General features: G+C 45.9%; 22 protein-coding genes and 2 tRNA genes. All 24 read right to left on the bottom strand.

Features of this window, described 5'->3' with window-relative positions:
* Positions 1–135 precede the first annotated feature (135 nt).
* Positions 136–211: transfer RNA gene (locus HMPREF1705_RS08315), tRNA-Gly, on the bottom strand.
* A gap of 390 nt (positions 212–601) precedes the next feature.
* Positions 602–1,963 carry a 23S rRNA (uracil(1939)-C(5))-methyltransferase RlmD gene (gene rlmD / locus HMPREF1705_RS08310; protein ID WP_057940918.1) on the bottom strand — a complete coding sequence of 454 codons (1,362 nt, stop codon included), beginning with the start codon at positions 1,961–1,963 and terminating at the stop codon, positions 602–604.
* A gap of 27 nt (positions 1,964–1,990) precedes the next feature.
* Positions 1,991–2,551, bottom strand: a complete 561-nt coding sequence (locus HMPREF1705_RS08305) for a 2-oxoacid:acceptor oxidoreductase family protein (RefSeq protein ID WP_057940917.1) — start codon at positions 2,549–2,551, stop codon at positions 1,991–1,993.
* On the bottom strand, positions 2,548–3,372 hold the full coding sequence (locus HMPREF1705_RS08300; RefSeq protein ID WP_057940916.1) for a 2-oxoacid:ferredoxin oxidoreductase subunit beta: 825 nt from the start codon (positions 3,370–3,372) through the stop codon (positions 2,548–2,550). Before HMPREF1705_RS08300 ends, HMPREF1705_RS08305 begins: the two co-directional genes overlap by 4 nt.
* A 2-nt stretch (positions 3,373–3,374) precedes the next feature.
* Positions 3,375–4,508, bottom strand: coding sequence for a 2-oxoacid:acceptor oxidoreductase subunit alpha (locus HMPREF1705_RS08295; protein WP_057940915.1), 1,134 nt, complete (start codon positions 4,506–4,508; stop codon positions 3,375–3,377).
* On the bottom strand, positions 4,501–4,707 hold the full coding sequence (locus HMPREF1705_RS08290) for a 4Fe-4S dicluster domain-containing protein (RefSeq protein ID WP_057940914.1): 207 nt from the start codon (positions 4,705–4,707) through the stop codon (positions 4,501–4,503). The genes HMPREF1705_RS08295 and HMPREF1705_RS08290 overlap by 8 nt, the downstream gene beginning before the upstream one ends.
* A 206-nt stretch (positions 4,708–4,913) precedes the next feature.
* Positions 4,914–5,594 (bottom strand): tRNA (adenosine(37)-N6)-threonylcarbamoyltransferase complex dimerization subunit type 1 TsaB, encoded by a 681-nt coding sequence (gene tsaB, locus HMPREF1705_RS08285; protein WP_057940913.1) that lies wholly within the window; start codon positions 5,592–5,594, stop codon positions 4,914–4,916.
* Positions 5,582–6,034 (bottom strand): tRNA (adenosine(37)-N6)-threonylcarbamoyltransferase complex ATPase subunit type 1 TsaE, encoded by a 453-nt coding sequence (tsaE, locus tag HMPREF1705_RS08280; protein ID WP_242603572.1) that lies wholly within the window; start codon positions 6,032–6,034, stop codon positions 5,582–5,584. The genes tsaB and tsaE overlap by 13 nt, the downstream gene beginning before the upstream one ends.
* Before the next feature lie 205 nt (positions 6,035–6,239).
* On the bottom strand, positions 6,240–7,844 hold the full coding sequence (locus tag HMPREF1705_RS08275) for a bifunctional ADP-dependent NAD(P)H-hydrate dehydratase/NAD(P)H-hydrate epimerase (protein WP_057940911.1): 1,605 nt from the start codon (positions 7,842–7,844) through the stop codon (positions 6,240–6,242).
* Positions 7,841–8,215, bottom strand: coding sequence for a holo-ACP synthase (gene acpS / locus HMPREF1705_RS08270; protein WP_057940910.1), 375 nt, complete (start codon positions 8,213–8,215; stop codon positions 7,841–7,843). The genes HMPREF1705_RS08275 and acpS overlap by 4 nt, the downstream gene beginning before the upstream one ends.
* A 114-nt stretch (positions 8,216–8,329) precedes the next feature.
* Positions 8,330–8,404: transfer RNA gene (locus HMPREF1705_RS08265), tRNA-Val, on the bottom strand.
* Positions 8,405–8,640: 236 nt separating this feature from the next.
* A complete protein-coding gene (locus HMPREF1705_RS08260; RefSeq protein ID WP_057940909.1) occupies positions 8,641–10,320 on the bottom strand; it encodes an aldehyde ferredoxin oxidoreductase family protein in 1,680 nt (559 codons plus the stop codon).
* A gap of 284 nt (positions 10,321–10,604) precedes the next feature.
* Positions 10,605–11,225 (bottom strand): cyclodeaminase/cyclohydrolase family protein, encoded by a 621-nt coding sequence (locus HMPREF1705_RS08255; RefSeq protein ID WP_083489988.1) that lies wholly within the window; start codon positions 11,223–11,225, stop codon positions 10,605–10,607.
* 9 nt (positions 11,226–11,234) lie between these two features.
* A complete protein-coding gene (hutI, locus tag HMPREF1705_RS08250) occupies positions 11,235–12,479 on the bottom strand; it encodes an imidazolonepropionase (RefSeq protein WP_057940907.1) in 1,245 nt (414 codons plus the stop codon).
* Between the two features lie 2 nt (positions 12,480–12,481).
* A complete protein-coding gene (ftcD, locus tag HMPREF1705_RS08245) occupies positions 12,482–13,393 on the bottom strand; it encodes a glutamate formimidoyltransferase (protein ID WP_057940906.1) in 912 nt (303 codons plus the stop codon).
* A gap of 87 nt (positions 13,394–13,480) precedes the next feature.
* A complete protein-coding gene (hutH, locus tag HMPREF1705_RS08240) occupies positions 13,481–15,007 on the bottom strand; it encodes a histidine ammonia-lyase (RefSeq protein ID WP_057940905.1) in 1,527 nt (508 codons plus the stop codon).
* Positions 15,008–15,065: 58 nt separating this feature from the next.
* Positions 15,066–16,055: an AmmeMemoRadiSam system radical SAM enzyme gene (gene amrS, locus HMPREF1705_RS08235; RefSeq protein ID WP_057940904.1), complete on the bottom strand. Its 990-nt coding sequence runs from the start codon at positions 16,053–16,055 to the stop codon at positions 15,066–15,068.
* Positions 16,052–16,609 (bottom strand): AmmeMemoRadiSam system protein A, encoded by a 558-nt coding sequence (amrA, locus tag HMPREF1705_RS08230; protein ID WP_057940903.1) that lies wholly within the window; start codon positions 16,607–16,609, stop codon positions 16,052–16,054. Before amrA ends, amrS begins: the two co-directional genes overlap by 4 nt.
* Positions 16,606–17,415, bottom strand: coding sequence for a class III extradiol dioxygenase subunit B-like domain-containing protein (locus HMPREF1705_RS08225; RefSeq protein WP_057940902.1), 810 nt, complete (start codon positions 17,413–17,415; stop codon positions 16,606–16,608). The genes amrA and HMPREF1705_RS08225 overlap by 4 nt, the downstream gene beginning before the upstream one ends.
* Positions 17,416–17,433: 18 nt before the next feature.
* Entirely contained in the window at positions 17,434–18,468 is a 1,035-nt protein-coding gene (gene queA / locus HMPREF1705_RS08220) for a tRNA preQ1(34) S-adenosylmethionine ribosyltransferase-isomerase QueA (protein WP_057940901.1), read from the bottom strand.
* Between the two features lie 39 nt (positions 18,469–18,507).
* Positions 18,508–19,911: a SpoIID/LytB domain-containing protein gene (locus HMPREF1705_RS08215; RefSeq protein WP_057940900.1), complete on the bottom strand. Its 1,404-nt coding sequence runs from the start codon at positions 19,909–19,911 to the stop codon at positions 18,508–18,510.
* Between the two features lie 21 nt (positions 19,912–19,932).
* Positions 19,933–20,157, bottom strand: a complete 225-nt coding sequence (locus tag HMPREF1705_RS08210; protein WP_009201266.1) for a DUF2905 domain-containing protein — start codon at positions 20,155–20,157, stop codon at positions 19,933–19,935.
* A 26-nt stretch (positions 20,158–20,183) separates the two neighbouring features.
* A complete protein-coding gene (gene ruvB / locus HMPREF1705_RS08205) occupies positions 20,184–21,221 on the bottom strand; it encodes a Holliday junction branch migration DNA helicase RuvB (RefSeq protein ID WP_009201267.1) in 1,038 nt (345 codons plus the stop codon).
* A 19-nt stretch (positions 21,222–21,240) separates the two neighbouring features.
* Positions 21,241–21,831 (bottom strand): Holliday junction branch migration protein RuvA, encoded by a 591-nt coding sequence (gene ruvA / locus HMPREF1705_RS08200; protein WP_009201268.1) that lies wholly within the window; start codon positions 21,829–21,831, stop codon positions 21,241–21,243.
* Between the last annotated feature and the right edge of the window lie 10 nt (positions 21,832–21,841).

The raw sequence follows: 21,841 nt of genomic DNA, 5'->3' as shown, positions 1-21,841 counted from the left end.
GAAAACCTTACATTTCGGAAAGATGCGAATTTCTAGGAGTCATTTAAAGCACTGCCTTATAAAATCCAGGCCGACGCTCCTAAATAGGCACAAAAAAATTCCCGACACAGCACGAAGCCAGTCGGGAACTAAACTTGGAGCGGACAACGGGATTCGAACCCGCGACCCTCGGCTTGGGAAGCCGATGCTCTACCAGCTGAGCTATGTCCGCATTGCCTTTTAAATTATATTGGGGGCTCGTGGTTTTTGCAAGGATTAAAATCAACAACAAGATATAAAACATCCTTAAAGGAGCCTGCCTTAAATCGATATAATATTGAATTTATATTATACTGTTCTGTTACTATAATTTTAACAATTCTTTAGAAATTCTTTCGAGCGTTTCGTCGGTCACGCCCAGTTTTTTCTTGAATTTTTCATCGTTGATCGTTGTAACGCTAACTTGGTCGGGTTTCAGGAAGTACATTCACTTCCAATATCCTTTTGTTGTCTTCAACATAGATGTTCTTATAGCTAAAGTAGCCTAAAGCACCCATCGCTTCACCCCCCTAAAACTGCTTTGTTGCTGCTGTAAAAAAAGATCTAACTCGATTAAGGTGTGTTATTTTTCCAACAGAACGACGCTTTCCACGTGACTTGTTTGAGGAAACATATCCAATGGCATTGCATTTTCCATATTGTAGCCATATTCGTTCAATATTTTGCTGTCCCTGGCAAGCGTAGCAGGATTACAGGAAACATATATAACTCTTTTCGGACTTATCACCCTACCGATAAAATTCAACACGTCCTTATGGCAACCCGTTCTGGGCGGATCCACAACCACAATATCGAAGTGTCCGCTAACTTTTGTCTTGACCACGTCTTCGGCCTTTCCACAAATTGCAGTAACGTTATTAATGCCATTGTTTGTCATATTAGACACCAAAGATTCGTAAGCAGGTCTCCATTCCTCTACTGCAACAACGTCATTGCAAAACGACGCCAGAAAGGCCGTCATACTTCCAACTCCGCTGTAAAGCTCAAGTACATGCTTGCTATCCTTTGCTAATTCCGCAACAATTTCGAACATCCTAAAGGCTTGCAACACATTGACCTGAAAGAAATCGGACACACCGAATCTCAGCTTAATATTTTCAAACCTCTCCACCAAGACATCTTCACCAAACAACGACTGCGTTTTGCTGCCCCAGATAAAATTTCCCTTAGATGGGTTGATGTTTATTTGAACTCCGCCAAGAAAAGGTGATACATCTTTATATAGGCCGTTTGAAATATCACTGATCATTTTATACTCCCTGTCGTCGGGCTCACGACTGATAATCCAGGCAAGCAGGATCTTTTTCATGGAAAAGGAAGATCTTAAGACAAAATTGCGTATCAAGCCTTCCCCTCTTTCTTCGTCGTAAAAGGAGAGATCACTTTGAAGCACGGCATTCCGCAAGTTAGCGTAAACGAGGTTTATTAAAGGGTCTAGAATTGGGCATGCTTTTAGGTTCACCACATCATGTGTTCCTCGAGCGAAATATCCCAGCTTTCGTTTACCCTTTTGGTATCGCGCCTGTATTATTGCCTTGTTTCGGTATCCCCACACTAAAAAGCTCGGAATCACAGGAGCAATATCTGCCTCTTTCCATTTGCCAATTCTGATAATTGCATCCTCTATCAGCGAGCTCTTTACTTTCACCTGATGATCATACGAGGCGTGCTGCATATTGCAACCGCCGCACGCCTCGTAAACTTCGCATCTAGGTTGGACTCGATAAGGGCTTGCCTTTAGCAGGGACTTAATCTTAGCTACAGAGTAATGTTTTTTCCGCTCGACGATATTAACGGTGACAGTTTCACCAATTAAGGCTCCTGGAACGAAAACTACGTAACCGTCGACCCTTGCAATTCCTCGAGCTTTACTGTCAACGCTTTCGATATTGAGAATTATTTCGTCGCCAAGGTTTTGTTTCATCCCAGAAATTAACAATACCTTTCTAAATTACAACTTTTCTTTCATGAGCTTGTATCCCAGTTCAAAAGCTTTTGAGTTAAGCTCTTCCGTTCCCTTTGGAACGCGATCCAATATAGCTTTACGAATTGACTCCGGTTTGGCCAAGTCCCAACTCTCCAAAATTCTTGCAAGGGTACCCAAGGCAACCATGTTGGTAACTATTTCTCTTCCGATCTCCTCTCTGGCTGTTCTGACGATAGGAAGGGAATAAACGTTGGCATTTATCTTAGGAGGCTCAGTCACAAAGAAGTCGTCAACTATGACAACGCTGTTTGGAGAGGCATCGTGAACGTACTCGTCACAGGCCTTTTGGGTCAATATGACCTGTAAATTGGGATTTGTAGCCTTAGGATAATCTATTTTTTCCCGCGAAACAATGACCTCGGCCTTGGATGCTCCACCCCTTGCCTCAGGACCGTAAGCTTGCGTTTGCACCACGTTCAAACCTTCTTCGTACAAAGCAAGAGCTTCCCCGACGATCACGGCTGCCAAAATAACGCCCTGCCCACCTGAACCGGCTATGCGAATTTCATACCGCTGATCGCTCATCCGCGATTACCTCCCACTTTTTCTATCAAATTCATGTACTGTTCTATGTATTCAGGCAACTCAATATTCACAAATTCCCCAATAACGATCTTGCCCTGCAGCTCTTCAGGTGTCATATTGGAGGCTTTATTGTTCATCACGCTATTGTCCTTGAAGAAATTGATGTTATCTATCGGTCTTGGTCTCTTATTTTTCCTGCCAAATTGCGTATGACAATGAGTCACTACTTCCACCACCGCAAAACCTTTTTTTGAAACGGCGTTTTTCACATACTTCTCGATCAGCAGCGGGTGCGCAACCGTGGCTCTTGCCACGTAAGAAGCTCCCGCTCCTGCAGCAAGTTTACAAATATCGAAGGGAACGTCCAAGACTCCATAGGGAGCGGTAGTCGCGTATGCACCGGCCGGCGTCGTCGGAGAAGCCTGCCCCCCGGTCATCCCGTAAATATTGTTGTTCATTACGATGGCGGTTATATCTATATTGCGCCTACAGGCATGTATAAAATGATTTCCGCCTATAGCAGTGCAATCTCCATCGCCCATTACGTCGATAACCGTAAGCTCGGGATTGGCTAACTTGACACCCGTAGCAAATGCCAAAGACCTGCCGTGCGTGGTATGCAAAGTACAGGCATCTATGTACCCCGGCATTCTGCTCGAACAACCAATGCCCGAAGCAATTACGGTTTCTTCTTTCTTTTTCCCCAAGTCGACAAGGGCTCTCAATAAGGCATGCATTATTATCCCGTGGCCGCAGCCCGGACACCATATGTGAGGGAAAAAGCGCGTGCGCAACCAATTTAAAACTTCCTGGCTAGGCATTATTACGCTACCTCCTTGATAAAATCAAATATCTCGGAGGGCCTGAAAAGCTCTCCGTTGACCAAGCCCTTTCCGAAGACCCTGGCCTTACCCCCCACAGCCCTTTCCACTTCGAGAATCATCTGGCCACAGTTAAGCTCGGGCACTAACACGGATTTTACGCCGCCCAGCAGCCCGCGAAGTTCGTCATCGGGAAAAGGCCAAAGAGTTATTGGTCTGAAAAAGCCGACTCTCATTCCCTTGCTCCTTGCCTCCCGCACAGCGCTCAAGGCCGTTCGGGAAACAGAGCCGTAAGCAACTACTAATATTTCAGCATCTTCAACTTCATATGTATCATATTTAACTATTTCGCCTTTGAAACGCCTCACCTTACGCATCAACCGCAGAACCTTCTCCTCAGATATATCGGGGTCGTTGGTTGGGAAACCCCATTGATTGTGCGTCAAGCCCGTCACATGCCATCGGTAACCATCCCCAAAGGATGCCATGGGAGGGATGTCGTCTTCCGGATCTGGCTTATAGGGAACAAATTTTTCGGGATCTTCTTTGGGTCTTTTGCGATCTACTATATGGTAAGACCCTTTTTCGGGAATCACTATCTTTTCCCTCATATGGCCCACAACTTCGTCGCTCAACAAAATTACGGGCTGTCTAAACCGTTCTGATAAATTAAAGGCCTCAATGGTCAATTCGTAACACTCTTGTACGGATGCCGGAGCCAATGCAATTGTCTCGTGATCCCCATGGGTTCCCCAACGAGCTTGCATGACATCCTGTTGCGAGACCTTCGTCGGCAACCCCGTTGATGGGCCTCCTCTCATAACATTAATGACGACGACAGGGACTTCGGTCATGTAGGCGAAGCCAATGTTTTCCTGTTTCAGGGAAAATCCCGGGCCCGATGTGGCAGTCATAGCTTTAAGCCCGGCAATAGATGCTCCGATAACAGAAGCAATGCTTGCAATCTCGTCTTCCATCTGAATGAACTTTCCGCCAACCTTGGGCAATTCGGCAGCCATTATCTCGGCGATTTCCGAAGAAGGAGTAATCGGATATCCGCCGAAAAACCGACATCCTGCAGCTATTGCCCCCATTGCAACAGCCGTATTGCCCTGCCAAAATTCAACTTTAGGCATCTGGTTTCGCCTCCTTAACCGTAATAGCGAAATCAGGACAGATATTTTCGCACTGATGACATCCAATACAATCGTCAATCCTTACCGGCTCCGATTTCACTCTCTCGTTAAATTCCAACACCTTCTTAGGGCATATTGCCACGCATAGCCCGCAACCCTTGCACCAATTTTCATTTACGTCCACAACAAATTTTGCCAAGGGAGACACCACCCTCCGTGGAATGAGTCTTATTGTGATTTTATAATTCCAAATTTAATTATGACTATAAAAGAATTATCACGCAAATATAGACATGATCTTACTATTACAAAAATTCTGACAAATTGCCTATAATACACTAATGTGATTTTAATCACATGTATTATGCTATAACAGCCCGTATCCTATATAAAGTAAATCTTGACTTAGTACGGTCTTCTTAAATACAAAGCTTCAATCTGCATTGGTGATCTGGCGCAGCTTCTCATCTTAAAACCGAGCTTGGCTACATTGCCGCCTCTTACGCCGTCTGCCAGGAAATGAATTCCTGAAGGTTTTTCTTGAAAACGTGCTACGTCATCGCCAATCACAAATACCGTTTTCCCTTTCTCTAAAGACATATCTTTTGCCTTTGCAATGATATCCCGCTCGTCCAAGACATCAGGGGCAGCTATTTCTTTTAAATCCTCTCCGTCACTTTCAAAAATGCAAGAGTAATATTGAGTCCCCCTCGCCCAAATTACGGGCACTGTGATCACATTTTTAGCTTCAATAAAATCGCCGGCCAGAACCTTTAACGAAGAAAGCGGAATTACGGGCACTTCCAACGCGTAGGCTAAGGTTGTGACATAAGACAGCCCGACGCGAAGGCCGGTAAAATAACCCGGGCCGATTGTTACGGCCAAGGCATCGACGTTCGTCAGTTTGAAACCCCAAAAACCTAACAATTCGTCTACCAAACCCGGAAGAAGGGAGGATTGGTATCTGCCCAGGTCGAGGGAAATTTCTCCAATTACCCTCTCGCACCTAACGCATCCAATGGCGGTATATTTCGTAGAGCAATCTACCCCCAGTACTAGACAATCGTTGGATTTTAAAGAGCCCATGACGAGACCACCCTATCTAAGTGTTTTAATCTTTCTTCAGCTTTATCTCCAAATGCAGTTATTTTAACTTTTCTTTCTTCTCTTTTGATTAAGTCATCATCGTATAAAATTATTATATGCCACCAATGATTTATATAGGGGAAATAATCAGGCTTTCCCCACTCAATGGCAACAAAAAAGCCGTTGTCGATGTATTCCTCGACGGCGATATCCTCAAATTCGCTTCTTTCCAAACGATAAAGGTCAATGTGTGCCATTGGCGGGTCAGTGGGATATTCATTGACAAGAGTAAAAGAGGGACTTCTAACCTCGTGCCAACCTAATGCCCAAGCGATGCCTCTGACAAGCGTGGTCTTGCCCGTGCCCAGTTTCCCATCCAGGTAAATCACCAAACCCGGAAATACCAGAGAGGCAATAACGCTTCCCAAATCTAACATCATTTTTGGCGATCTGATAATATAAGAATATAAATGATCCCTCAAAAAATATTTCACCGCCATTCACTTTCTTCGACCATATATTAATATAATACCCAAAAGACCCAATAAGACCATAACTACATAAAAGGGTGGTGCAAGTCGATAGTTTTGAAATTTATTGCCCATAAAAAACATGGCTATAAAGGCAAGGGAGAGGGCCGTGATTCTAAAACCACGCCGGCGTATCCTTTCCGTCTTTTCCAACTCTTCTTCCCAATCTATTTTTCTCCTTGGCATATCGAATATCCCCCATTACGAATCTTACCTGATCGGCAATTTCCCGCGCCAAAGATCCGTCAACACCTTCAAGGCAACTTAGGTTTTCTCCCGCTTTAGCGTGCAACCACACCGCCAGACCGGCGCTATCGACAGGATCAAGCCCGGAGGCGTATAAAGCTCCAATGACTCCGCTCAATACGTCCCCCGAACCCGGCACCGAAAGGGCCGGGCTTCCGGCGTTGCAAACAAGATAACGCAAACCATCGCCGATGATGCTGTGAAAACCCTTCAATACAACGGGCCCGTATTTAAGACTGAGCCTTTCTGTCGCTTCAAGCCGATTTTCATGCACCCGCGAAGCATTGCAACCCAACAATCTGCCTGCTTCGCCTTCGTGTGGGGTTAAGATTACATTATCCCTTCTGTCTAAAGCAGCAGAATTGAGAGAAAGGGCATATAGTCCGTCGGCGTCGTAAATCATGTTTTTAGGATATTCCTGCCAAAGTTTCACAGCTAAATCTACAGTTTCTTTCCTTCTGCCCATCCCAGGCCCGACGATCAATACATCTATCTTGTCTTCTATCGCACTGATTGCGTCAAGCGCCTTGGTCGTCAAAAAATACTCGTCCGATCTCACTGGAACGCCAATGGCTTCTGGCAAGAATTGACCTGTTTGTTCATAAACCTTCTCGGGTAAAATCATATACACTACACCGGCTCCCGCTCTCAATGCCCCCAGGGATGTTAGCAGGGGAGCACCTCGATAAAGATCGGACCCTCCTAGAACTGCGACACTTCCCCTGTCGCCCTTATGCATGTCTGGGAGCCTACAAGGCAGTGCATCAATAGACGATTCTTCGTTCCACAAAAAACAGTTAGCGTTAAAGGTCAAAGCTCCCAACATGGGAGGTACGCCAATATCCGCCAACAGGACCTTTCCTGCATAGATGCAGCCAGGGGCCACATAAAGGCCTATTTTATGCAGATGCATCGTTACGGTAACGTCTGCCTTAACCGCAACTCCGGGAACTCGCCCCGACGAAGAATCTACCCCACTTGGAACATCTATTGAGACAACTAAAGAGGCCTTATTAATAGCCTCGATTAATCTTGCAATTTCCCCTTGGGGAGCTCCCTTAAAGCCCACACCTAATAAGGCATCGATACACAGGTCCGCATCCTTTATCATTTTTTCCAGTTTCAGATCCGATAACTCATTGGAAAAGCAGATATTACCTCCCATCTTTACAAAGGCATTGGCGTTTATCAGTGCATCTCCTTTATAAAGCTCAAACATTGGCAAAGAAGTGATCAATTTAACTTCGTAACCATAGTTTAGGAGATGTCTTCCCGCAACGAAGCCGTCTCCTCCATTATTGCCCGGACCCGCACATATTAAAACTTTCCCATTTTTATCTTTCATCAATTCCGAAACATGCGATGCCACGGACCTTCCTGCATTTTCCATTAAAACTGTACCCGGAAGTGAAAAATCTTCCATGAGTGTCTTATCTATTTTTTTAGCCATTTCTGCTGTATAAAGAGGAATCATATTAATGCCTCCAAAATAACAAAAGCCGCTGCCATTTCTTTCTCATGACTAATTGTCAACCACACCTTATCTATCCCGCTTCTACATAGCTTTTCCGATAAAGATGCGCTAAAGCCGAACTTGGGCTCACCTTCATTTCCGCGAACTACCCAAGCATTTTTCAGCCCCAAATCCCATAAGCCCACGGTAAGAGCCTTAGAAAGAGCTTCTTTGGCGGCGAAACAGCCAGCCAAATGCTGTTCTGGGCGAGCCTTCGAGAGGGCATACTCTATCTCAACGTCGGTAAAAGCCCTTTTTAAAAAATGGCCCGACTTTATGCTTTCCTTTATTCTACCTATATCGCATACATCTACCCCGATACCCTTGATCAAGACAGAACCAAACCTCTTTTCCACCTTTGCTTATTCGATATATTCGTCATAACTATATTAAGGGCTATAAAAAAAGGAGTCCAGTACCTCGACCAGACTCCTTGCGAAAACCTTTGGTGGGTGGTGCAGGACTCGAACCTGCGACCTCTTCCGCGTCAAGGAAGCGTTCTCCCTCTGAACTAACCACCCAACAAAACCTTCTTGATGTATGTATAACACGCATCGAAAACGGCTAGACACACATCGCATTCCCTTCTCTCGCTGCAGTAAACTTTATCAAACCTAAAGGCTGTTGTCAACAGAAATTGGGCTCTATAATCTTTAGTGTGGAATTTAGCTTTGAAAATACAATGGTGGTAAGAACCAACCAAACCAATTAAAATAAGGAGGCTCTTACCACCATGGCCAAGGCGAAGATCATTTACTTAACTGAGAAGCCAACCTAAAGACAAACGCCTTAGTGCACCCTCCATAGGATTGCCATTGCTTGGATCCCATTGAGCTACTTTGTAAAACATTTCGAGCGCACTTTTAAATTCCTCCCTGTCTAAATGCACTCCATCGCTGGGTCCGCCTGAGAGGGGGATAAAAACCTTTTCAGGCAAAGTATTGAAAGCAAATCTTACTTTTTCCTCGTCAAGAGATCTAAATTCTTTAGACCCCTTCCAAACGCCAATCTTGGCTAACCTATTTCGCTCACTAGATGTGGGATCAGCGGCTAGAATATGATCGTGTTCGCTCGATTGGTGATCTGCGCTATAAGAATTAATCGCGTAAACCAATCCTAGGGCAGCTTTCCATTGAGGCATATGGGCCGGAAATTCCTGTCCCTTCACCGTTACCAAAAGCTTTTCCGATCCTCTGCCTATTACCTTTGCGGCTCTCGCGCTTCCTTCGGCAAGTATGCCGCCAAATCCTTCTTTCTTAGCTATTTTTTCTACCATTTTCACTAGCGCACTGCCATTTCCGAAGTTCAATTCTATGCCATCTGTGTCAACGGTATCTATGATTCCACTTTCAAAGCATTCCATGGCAAAGGCTATTGTTGCGCCACAGCTTATTGTATCCATACCATACATATTGCATAACTGGTTAGCGTATGCTACTGCCTCGAGATCAGTAACGCCACAGTACGATCCCAAAGCAGCACATGACTCATACTCGGGGCCTCCGTATATGCTGTCAATCTTGCCCGGGACTTCCACTACTCTTTTGCATTTGACCACACACCCAAAGCATGTGTCCTCTCTTTTCAGTATGGTTTTTGTCATAGCCTGCCCTGATATATTGAAACCATCGTGAAGGTATCCACTTGTCCAATTCTTTGATGGAAGGTATCCCGCATTGTTAAAACTAGCAAGTACACCGGCTGTGCCGTATTTATGTAGCGATCGATGAGCTTCGCTGTCTTGCAAGGCATCGGTGACCCTTTTTACCAACGACTTAAAACCATCGCCATCGAAGGGCCTTTGAGAAGCCTTGCGCTTAACCACAATGGCTTTTAAATTCTTCGAGCCCATTACAGCACCTGTTCCGTTTCTGCCATTAGCCCTATTGGCCATGTTTATAACACAGGCAAACCGCACCTTTTTCTCACCCGCAGGCCCAATTTGGGCTATTTCAACGTGATTATCGCGAAGTTCATCTTTGATTGCCCGCTCAACCTCAGCCGTAACCTTCCCCCATAATGAAGTGGCATCTTTCAACTCAACGTGATCTCCATCAACATAAAGATAAACCGGCTTTGGCGAACACCCCTTCACAACTATTGAGTCCCAGCCGTTGCTTTTTAAATGGGCAGCAAAGAAACCACCAGATTGACTATCCGCTATTCCTCCCGTCAAGGGGCTTTTGGTGTTAATGGAAAGCCTGTTTGCACCGCTTATCGGCAAACCAACCAGAGGCGACACAGAAAAGGTGATGACATTATCTTCGGATAAGGGATCTACCTTGCTTTTCATTGTTCTAAGCAACAGATAGGTTCCTAAAGCAGAACCACCCGGATATAGCCTATAGATCTCGCCCGGCAAAACTTGCGATTTAATCGTCCCTTTTGAGAGATCAACCTCCAGCACCTTAGCATCGGGAAACCATTTTTGCTCCATCCCCCAATCTCCCCCTTTTTAAAAATTACCACAGATCTTTTTTATTATACTATTACATTTATATATTATCTTATGCCTGGTTTACCCCGCTCACTAAGAAACCTGACAAAGGTGCTCCCCAAGAAATTGCAGGGCGAAAGACAATATTAATACTTTGTCACTTCGCCCTGCATTTTCCATTTGTCATTACGTGTATTCCAGCTAAATTTTAGAGGAGGCATTAAAGTAAGCGTTGCTAATCCCTAACAAACAGCCTCCTCCATTTCGGTTTGATATTCACATGGTTACAAATTCTCTTCCAAGCTCTTTAATCCCCTTAGAACGGTATCGTCAATAGCCTTTAACAAGGATTCAACCTCGGATTTTAATTGATTGGCGAAGCCCTCGTCTTTAATGCTTTTCAAGTTAATTAATACGTTATAGGAGGCGGCTTTTGCGGAGCTTGAAGCAAGAAGCAACGCAGTCCCTGCATCAGTTACGGCATTGACATTGCCCCTTTCGACGGCTATTTCCGCCTTTTTTGCAAGATAAAGACATTTCCTTAGCGTTTCCATTGGGACCAAGGCTGCTTTTTTAAGAGCCTCCTGCATAGCAAAAGTCCTTTCCCTTTTTTCTTCCTCAGTGTTTTTGGGAAGGCGCATGGCTTTCATAAAATCGTTAAATGCATTTGAATCTTTGTCCATTAGATCCAAAAACTCGTCCCGCATTTTATCACAATCGTTCATCAGTTCTTCCATTATTGCCCAATGTTCTTTGTACTTTTCTTTGCCAACAGTAAGCCTGGCCACCATGGACACCAAAGAAGCTCCCATGGCACCGCCAAAAGCGGCTACGCTCCCCCCTCCAGGCGCCGGAGAATCCGAAGCAAGTTCCACTAAAAAAGATCTCAGAGACATTTCCTTCATTGACACCTTCTACACCTCCGATGAAAATCTTTGACCCATTTTGTATACCTCTTTTATGTTTCGCCATCCCAAATGGTAGGCCATGATACCTGGTGTTTCTCCCTCTAAAACAACAAAATCGGCCTTTTTTCCCCTTTCCAAACTGCCTACATGAGTTGCCATGCCTATGGCGTAGGCAGCGTTAAGCGTCGAAGCCACAAGCGACTCTTCCATCGACAAGCCCATGCCCAATATAGCAAGTCTAAATACCATCTCCATGGATTCGCAATAGCAGGAACCGGGATTGCAATCCGTTGCCAATGCAACAGGGACTCCCATTTCTATCATTTTCCTTGCGGGGGCATAAGATTTTCTGAGACTGAAGGCCGTCGCCGGCAACAATACAGCGAGCACACCGCTTTCAGCCATTGCTTTTAAGCCTTCCTCGCTTGCCGCAAGCAGGTGTTCAGCAGAATCAACCTTAAGCTCGGCAGCTAATTTTGCTCCGCCTAAATCATACACTTCGTCAGCGTGAATTTTTAAGCCCAGACCGCATTTCCTTGCCGCCAATAAAATCCTCCTGGCATCGTCAACGGAAAAGACACTTTCTTCGCAAAATACGTCACAATATTTGGCCAATCCCTTAGCGGCAATGTGAGGTATCATTTCCTCCACTACGAGATCGACATAGGCTTTCGGGTTTTCTTTATACTCCCGCGGCACCGCATGGGCACCCATAAAAGTTGCGATTATATCGACAGGTTTGCCCTTTAACGCATCTATGACTTCCAACATTTTGACTTCGTGGTCTAAGGAAAGACCGTACCCGCTTTTTATTTCCATGGAAGTGGTGCCATTCTTCAAAGCTCTATTTACTACTTCTTCAGTGCTTGTATAAAGCTCGTCGTAACTTGCCGACCTGACTTTATCGACGGTGGAAAGAATTCCTCCGCCCATTTTGAGGATTTCAAGATAGGAAGCTCCTTGGAGACGCAGTATAAATTCCCTCTCCCTAGTTCCGACAAAACATGCATGAGTATGGGGATCTACGAAGCCGGGAATAACGCATCGACCGCCTAGGTCGATCTCCAAGGCATCTTCCGTGACATATTTTAGTACTTCTAATTCTTGACCAATTGATTCGATATAGCCATCCCTTATGAGGATTGCTCCCTTTTCCTCAGAATAAATTTGATTCATTTCGCTCCCCCTCAAGGGCCTTCCCTTATCCAAGGGGGTGTATATTCTGGCGTTTCTGAAAAGCTTTAAGGTCATCTTCAATCCCTGCCCAAAAGATCAAGAAGCCTTAGCTCAATTACCTGGTTGGGGTCGAAATGGGAGATCTGCATGTAGTAAGAAGTGCTTTGAAGCAATGCCTCAGCAGGAACCATGCCGTAGACTTCGGTCTCCGCTACCGAAACCCCCCAACGTTTCGCCTCGCATTTTATCAGCTCCAAGACGCGATATAGGGCGTTCTTTTCGTAATCCACGATGTTCATGCTCACCTGAGCCATGTTCTTCTCCTTAAGCTCCAATCCAATGGCCTTTACGGCCGAAAAGCCGCCGCTTGAGGACCTTATGGCCCTGGCGATTGCTTTGGCTATATTGACATCATTTGTATGCAAATTAACGTTGAAGGCGACTAAAAACTTTCTGGCCCCAATAACGGTAGCCCCTGCTGTGGGGTGTATCTCGGGCGAACCGATATCGGGATATCTCTCCGGCTTGGAGATTTCTTCTTTCAACACTTCAAATTGGCCCTTCCTTATGACTTCCAAATTGCGCCTTTCCGGCCTCAAAGCCGATTCTTCGTAGAAATATACAGGCACGGAAGTTCTGCGATGAAAATCTTCTGCAAACTTTCTCGAGAATTCCACGCATTCCTCCATAGTGATGTTTCTTAAGGGGACAAAGGGAATGACGTCGACGGCACCTATCCTCGGATGAGCACCTTCATGTTTGTTAAGATCTATATTCTTTATGGCAACCTCTGCCGACTCTACCAGCGCCTTTCCCAGTGCATCGGGTTCTCCGACGAGGCTTACCACCAAGCGATTGTGATCTTTATCTGCCCTATAGTCCAATAGATAGCAACCTTTGGTTTCTTTGAAGGGTTTTACTATAGCTTCTATGACATCTTCTCGTCTGCCTTCGCTGTAATTTGGGACACATTCGATTAATTTGACCACAATTTACACCTCCAGTACTTTATCCGTTATCCAGTTCCAAATGATTTATGCTCAACAGTCAACCGGCAATTTACAATTTAGCTTCGGTCAATCGAGTTCTCCTACTTCTTCTTCAACCTCTCTAACTATTTCGCCGCTTTTGACGAGGCTCAACACCTCTTCGATCAAAGGGGCCATAAGGATATCTTCGTCCAAAAAGGGAGTCCTCTCTCTGATGGCTTGAAATGCCCTGTAAACCCCTTTGCCGGGTTTAAGGGGAGCGCTGAACTCCAAGGCCTGTGCTGCAGCCAACATCTCTATGGCGATTACCTTCTGGGCATTGGACAATATGGTTTGAGCCTTTCTGGCGGCATAGGCTCCCATGGAGACGTGATCTTCCTGATTCGCAGAGGTGGGTATAGAATCCACAGAAGATGGATGGGCAAGCACTTTATTCTCGGAAACCAGTGCGGCGCAGACGTACTGAGGTATCATGAAGCCGCTGTTGACTCCGCTATTTTTCATCAAAAAGGCCGGCAGGCCGGAAAGTTTGCTGTCGACCAGCCTTGCGACACGCCTTTCCGAGATGTTTGCAAATTCCGCCACGGCTATTCCCAAAAAGTCCATGGCCAAAGCTATGGGTTGGGCGTGGAAGTTGCCCCCGCTTAAAGCTTCGCCGTCGGCGGGAAAGATCAAGGGATTATCGGTGACGGAGTTGATTTCTATGTCTATTTTTTGACGAACGAAGTCCAGCGCATCCCTGCTTGCTCCGTGAACTTGCGGGATGCATCTAAGCGAATAGGCATCTTGAACTCTTGCGGCCTTGAATGCTTCGATTATTTCGCTCCCCTCTATCAATCGTCTAACGTTCGAAGCAACCGTCCTCTGTCCGAAGTGAGGTCTAAGTTCGTGAGTTCTGGAGTCAAAGGCATAGGGAACTCCGTGCAGGGCCTCCAGTGACATCGCTCCCGCTATATCGGCTGCTTTTGCTAAATTTAAAGCATCATAGATGACCAACGAAGCAATGCCTGTCGTCGCTGCGGTGCCGTTATTTAAAGCAAGCCCCTCTTTGGGCTTTAATTTTATGGGCTTCAACCCTGCTTTTTCCAAAGCCAATGTTGCCTGCATTCTTTCGCCCTTATAAAAAACATCGCCCAATCCCAAAAGGGCGATGGCCAGATGAGACAGCGGACACAGATCTCCGCTAGCTCCCACCGAACCTTGGGAGGGTATAAGGGGATGAATTCCTTTGTTCAAAAGGTCAACCAAAAGAGAAAGCGTCTCAAGGCTAATTCCCGAAAAACCCCGTATCAACGTGTTGATTCGAAGCAACATAATAGCCCTTACTACGTCTTCCGGGAGAGGTTCCCCAACTCCCGATGCATGGCTCTTGAGCAGATTCTCCTGCAAAATTTCGCTTTGTTCTGAGGGAATGGTAACTGAAGCAAGATCTCCGAAGCCTGTTGTTATCCCATATACGACTCTTTCTTCCTGAACCCACTTTCCAACAATTGCAGCACCCCGCTTGACAAAGGCCTTTGCAGCGGGATCCAAGTTTACCTTGCAGCCACATCGGGCAACCTTGACGACGTCTTCTAACGTCAAAGAATGACCATTAAGGTGAATCGTATCCATGCATGCCCCTCCCTGAAGTCTAAAGTTTTGAATTCGCTATTTAAAGTATGCCATAAATTTACAAAAGTACAATACCCAAATCGAAACCGCAGGCAGAACATCTTCCGTCGCTAGTTACCGATAAAAGCTGAAGTTTATAGCCTCTTCTCTTAATGACCAACTTCCCGCAGCTGGGGCAGAAGGTATGAGAAAATTTTGATACGTTTCCTAAATAGGCGAATTCTAAATATCTCTTGGCAATTTCTAGCGCCCTTTCTAACAATGAAATGTCGGTAGGGGGTTTCGTCCATTTATGCGAAGGAAAATATCTGGAAATATGAAGGGGCAATCTATCTCCCAATTCTCCTGCAATCCAGGAACAGAGGGCCTCGAATTCACCGAGATCATCGTTTATGCCCGTAACCATAAGATGGGTTATCTCTACATGGACATTGAAGCTCTTTAAAATTTGAAGCGTCTTCAATACAGTCTCAAGATCGCCGCCCAATTTTTTATATGTTTCCTCATTGAAAGTTTTTAAATCTACATTGGCCGCATCTATGCGGTGCGCTATTTCTTTCAAAGGAAGGGGGTTTATGAGACCATTTGTCACTAAGACGACTTTCACGTTTTCCTTTTTTAAAAGGGGTATCACTTCCAAAAGATACTCGTAGGAAATCAAAGGCTCATTATAGGTGAAGGCTACAGCCGTTACGCTATATTTCTTAACCAGGGATAGCAACTCCGGGGGATCAATCCTAGACAGTTTAATTTGGGGACTCCAGGTGGATATATGCCAGTTTTGGCAAAAGGGACACCTCATATTGCAACCGACAGAACCCAGGGATAGGACGTCCCTTCCAGGCAGAAAATGATAAAGAGGCTTTTTCTCCATGGGATCAAGGGCAATGCTAGAAAAAAGCCCGTATGTGCTTGCTATTAATCCCTCCCCGGGGACGTTTTCGCGAACAAGACAAAGCCCCTTTTTTCTCTCGGGAACGAGACAAGCATGGGGGCAAAGCTCGCATCTTACATTTCCGTCTTCCCAATGCCAATAGAGAGCCTTCATTTATCTTCTATCACTTCCTCGTATCTATCCACGGTAAATTTATATATGACACAACCATCTAAAGAAAGTATACCAGCCTTCCTGGCGGCTATTTCTAACTGCTCGGCGACGGTGTTCACGCCATCGAGATTGGGAAGCAAAACCCCCTTCCTGAAGCCCTTCTCCACCACCACGCCATATATCTTGGGGTCCAATTTTTCTGTCGAATCGACTATATCCAACTCGCTTAAGACATCCACCGAAAATTTGACCTTTTCAAGTTCCTCTTCCCTTAGTGGCATAAATCTTGGATCTTCAAAGGCAGCTACAAGGGCATTGTAAACGATCTCTGAAGATAAATCATCTCTCACAGGACGAATGGTCCCTATACATCCCCTCAAGCTTCCGTCTAAATTTTTAATTGAAACGAAGCATCCACGCCTTTTGTTCCACATTTCCGGGTTGGGACATATAGTCACGGCCTCGCCAGGATTTAATATCTTTTTTGTCTGGAAATAATATTTAACTGCGCGCCGTGCCAGTTCCACGTAGGGATGCGAATTGCCACTTTTCAATTAATATCACCCCTTCCTTTGGCAGGCTTCCAAATGGCAGTGCAATATCCAACCCCAAAGGGCCCTTCATAGGAAAACAGGCGAAGGGGCTCTCCTTCAACAATGCCCAAAAAGGCCAAAGCTGATCGCAACCCACACTCTCCCGCCGATTCTATCTGATCTTCCGATAGCGATAGAAGTTCATCGGCACTGGAGGTTTCGAACGCTTTTACCACCAATGCATCGAACTCCTTCGCTCGCGGATGATAACCTGCAGGCGCCCCGGGAATGAGCCTGTGGGACAAGTCACCGCTAAAGACAATGCCCGCCTTTTTACCCTTTAGTTCTAAACGCCTTAACACCCTTCCCAGAAAGTAACTTTGCTCATAACTCAACCCCAAGGGATTTGCCAAAACAAGCTTTGGCAGCGACTTCCAAGCTTTACTCAAATAATAAAGGGGGACAAAGGAAGCGTGGTCCATCTCGACCCTCTTTCCCGTCGACATCGTTACGGGCAAACCTTCTTTTTTGACATGTCCCGCTAATTCTGTGGCAAGTTCGAAGTCGCCTTCAGCCTGCAATTTGCATTCCTTGGCGCGAAACATCCCCATATCACCGGCAATGCTTTCCCCACAGATGATACTTAACCCCTTACCCATGACATGGTGTGGCGTAAGCACTACCAACGATTCCGGCCTTTCGTCTTCCAGCTCGCTGCAGATCCTCTGCATTCCTTCCAATGTCTTTGCAGCGGCCTTCTCTTCTCCCCTGCCAACTTCGGGTATTATTATAGGAGGATGGGGTACGAATACTGCCCAACTCCACATAGAGATCCCCTCCAAAGATTAAATTATTAACATAGCATCACCAAAGGAATAAAAACGATATCTTCTTTCTATAGCCACTTTGTAGGCTTCCATTACAAAATCATATCCAGCAAAGGCAGATACCAGCATCAATAAAGTGCTTTTGGGAAGATGAAAGTTTGTGACCATGCCATCGACAACCTTGAACTTATAGCCTGGGAATATAAAAAGATCGGTACTCCCTTTACCGAAAAGGACGAAACCCTCCTCATCGCTCGATGACTCTAAACACCTGACCACCGTAGTCCCTACGGCTATAATTCTCCTGCCTTCCTTTTTTGCTTTGTTTATCCTTTCTGCTGTATCGGACGAAATGTTGTAATCCTCGCAATGCATCTCATGTTTTCTAACGTCGTCTACCTTTACGGGACGAAAGGTTCCCGGACCGACGTGTAACGTTACATAGGCTAATTCAATCCCGCAGGAACGAAGTTTATCCAACAGCTCTTCGGTAAAGTGAAAACCTGCCGTGGGCGCAGCAACAGAACCGTCGACACGAGCGTACACCGTTTGATAATGTTTGGAGGCTCTGCCGTTGCCCCTTATATATGGGGGCAGGGGGACTTTCCCCTTTTTTTCGATTATATTGTAGGGGGTATCCTTTCCTTTAATCCTGACCAAACGCATGCCCCCAGAAACCCTGTCAAGCACCAATATAGAAGCCTCATCGTCAATTACCACTTCGTCGCCCGATTTCAACCGCTTACCAGGACGCACCATCGCTTCCCAATGCTCCCATGCGGAATCCTTGGGTTTTACGAGCAATACCTCCACCTTTGCTCCGCTAGGCTTTTGGCCCAAAAACCTGGCGGGGATGACCTTGGTATCGTTGAATACCAAGACATCCCCTCTTTTTAAATATTTAATTATCTCATAAAAACAGGCATGCTCCAGGCATCTTTCGCGCCTATTTAAGACCATAAGCTTTGAGTGATCCCTCGGTTTCACGGGAGTTTGGGCGATGAGTTCCTGCGGTAACTCGTAGTCATATGCTGAAACATCGTAAAGCTCTATCGTGACAGATCACCTCTTGCCATCGAATATATATTTATATTAATAAATCCTTCGCAACTCCGTTCCGGGATAGTAATACTTAACTATCTTCTCCGCAGTCCAACCCTTTTCGGCCATAGCCTTAGCTCCCCATTGAGACATTCCAACGCCGTGTCCCCAACCTCTTCCCTGAAAGACGAAGACAGAGCCTCTTGCACCTCCGGGCTTTGCGCTATTTTCCGCCGGAGAATCCCATTGAGGCCATAGCAACTTCGGATCCTTCTTCTGCTGAGGTCTCGGCGAAGCTGCACTTTTACCCTTGCGAGCCAGTGCTTTTTGGAGATATTCCTCTTTTTTTTCCGGATGAAGAAGCATGTCGAGAAGCTCATCGGTGGTAAATGCACCCTCTTGAGTCAAGGCTATAAGTGTGGACCCCGCAGATTCTTCATTTTTGGGTTGGCTTTCTGCGATATTTCTTGCCGACAAAGCCGATGTCCCGTCAGCCGATACGGTAAATATTGTGCTCTTCAGCTCCTTAGCACCTAAGGCCATCCTGAGATCATGAGATTTTATAGTCTTCCTGCCGTTGGAACCTACTACTTCTATTAATTCAACCCTGTCGCCGGGCCCTAACTTGACAGTGTTTATCTCGTAAACAGTCCCCACGTTTATACCTGCCCTCGAAAGCCTTTTGCCGATTTCTTCGCCGCTTATCTCGAAAGACCATGACGTATATGGTGACTGGTAACTGAAAGGCTCTTGGACGGGCTTGAGATAGGGTATATCTGACCCCCATACGGACTGAACGTCCGAAGTATAACCGCCGCTATCGGAATGAAAAAAGGTAAGAGCCAACTTACCCTGATAATAAAGCACCATTCCTTTTGTGCTTTCCACCGCCTTCGTCAATATGGGATCCTCTGCATTAACTCCTCTGTAGGGGATACAATGATCGGTATTACAGAGGTCAAAGCCGGCATTGCCATGTCTTCCTCTTTCGGCCAAAGCATAGGTCCTTGCTGTAATAGCCTGCGCTCTCAAGACTTCTGTCGGCCAATTTGGATTGACTTCCATCTTCAATATTCCCTTAACATAATCATCAATAGATAATTTGTTGACCGCAGTAAACGAATTGTTGCTATGTATCAACATTAAAATTCCCCTGTAAGGCCTGTCATCGAAATAGAGCAACCCCTTGTTAGATTTAACTGTTACGGGTAAGGACAACGTCTTTCCTCCAACGATGACCTTTGATCCGCCGCCCGATTTTACCGTTATAGTGCCCTTTGCGTTTACTTGCTTTCCCGATGCATCGTAAAAGGTCAAGCTGCTTGCCTTAATGGTGCACGAAGAAATATTTTGGGCCAATGCCACGGATATTTGAGGTTCGGCCGCATATCCAGCTCCCCACATAACAAACACCAACAAGGCCGATAGGACGAACATTCTAAAAAAAGATTTCATAATCGATTCTCCCTTCCTATCTTATCTGAACCATCTGCCCAATAAATTAAGAACGACGGTCAGTATTACGCTCAAAATTAACATGCTGACTATGGGAAAAAAGAACACCATGTTTTTCTTGCGTATGACTATGTCTCCGGGCATATGCCCAAGGGGAAGCCCCTCCTTTCCAACGAAATAGAGCACTATACCGATGACGAGCATTATTAGACCCGAAAAGATCAATAATTTCCCCACATCCTGCACGCCAACATCACCACCGCTCGAATTGGTTAAAAGAGGGTTAAATTATCCCCATCCAACGATCCGTCTCTTAGATAGGGTATCCCCAACCTTTCGTAGGCCTTCCTGGTGGCCATTCTTCCCCCTCTTGTCCTTTCGATCAAGCCATTTCTCAACAAATAAGGCTCATAAATCTCCTCTACTGTCCTTTCTTCCTCGCTCATGGCGGCCGCCAATGTCGATAGCCCCACGGGTCCTCCGTCGAAAAGATTTACAATCACGTCCAACAGCTTTCTCTCCTGGTCATCGATACCGTCGTCGTCTATTCCGAGCAAATCCAAGGCCTTTTTGGCAATAGCTACCGTCACCTTACTCTCTTTTTTTGCCTCTGCAATATCACGCACTCTCTTTAACAAACGAAGAGCTATCCGAGGGGTGCCCCTCGACCTTTTGGCTATCTCCATAGCTGCCTCTTCGTCGAGGTTCACTTCCAACACTGATGCTCCCCTTACGAGTATCTCGGCTAGCTCATCTGTCGAATAATACTCCAATTGCTCTATGATGCCGAAACGCCCCCTGAGGGGTGCAGAAAGCAAGGTCGGCTTCGTCGTCGCTCCTATTAGCGTAAATTTGGGCAAGGTGAGCTTAATGCTTCTTGCCATGGGGCCCTTTCCTATAATTATGTTCAGAAAGAAATCCTCCATTGCGGAATAAAGCACTTCCTCGACCTGTGGGGAAAGCCTGTGTATTTCATCGATGAAGAGCACGTCTTTGGCTTTCAATGAGGACAATATAGCAGCCAAATCTCCCGTGCGCGAGATGGCTGGCCCCGTTGTTGTCTTAAGCTCTCCCCCCATCTCGTGAGCAACCACTCCGGCTAAAGTGGTCTTACCAAGACCCGGCGGACCGCAAAAAAGGGTATGATCCAGCGGTTCATCCCTCGATTTAGCCGCCTTAATGAACATGCTCAGCTTATCAATGACTTTGGCCTGGCCAATAAACTCACATAATCTCTTTGGTCTGATAAATACGTCTTCTTCCAGGGCAAGAGGCTGCTCGCTCATCAGCCTGGCCATGTTTTTCTTCATGATGCATCACTCCGAACTGCTATCCGCTCAAAACCTTGAGAGCCTTCTGCAACAACACTTCTTCCGATTCTTCATCGATTTTGGCGTTTGTTTGCAGGCTCCCGATAGCTCTGTCTATTTCCCCTTCGCTGAAATTGAGCTCCTTCAGAGCCAATCTAACCAGCATAAGTTTATCGCTTCTCTCATATGTGCCCTTTTTACCGGTGAAGAGCTTTTTTGTCTTATCTTTTAGCTCGAAACAGATCCTTTCGGCGGTCTTACGGCCTACACCGGGTACCTTTTCGAGCTTTTCCAGGTTTTTCTCTGCTATGATCTCTATCAACTCTCGAGCCGAGAGCCACCTCAGTATAGAAATTGCCGTCCTGGCCCCCATGCCTTTGACGTTTTTCAACATCAGGAAAAATTCCCTTTCAAAATCGTCACCAAAGCCGTAAAGAGACGGACCGCTTTCGCTCACAGCCAGATAGGTGGGCAATGTCACCTTTTTGCTCGGCTTGCACAAAGAAAGGGCCTCTCTGGAACAAATGATCTCCATACCAAATCCGGATACATCTAAAACAACTATATTTTCCTCGACGCTTACGACCGCTCCGGAGACGAACTTTATCATTCCCCCACAC

Source organism: Acetomicrobium hydrogeniformans ATCC BAA-1850 (assembly GCF_000160455.2).
GTDB lineage: Bacteria > Synergistota > Synergistia > Synergistales > Acetomicrobiaceae > Acetomicrobium > Acetomicrobium thermoterrenum.
The sequence above is the reverse complement of the archived record's forward strand: the minus strand, read 5'-3'. Positions and strand labels throughout refer to the sequence as shown.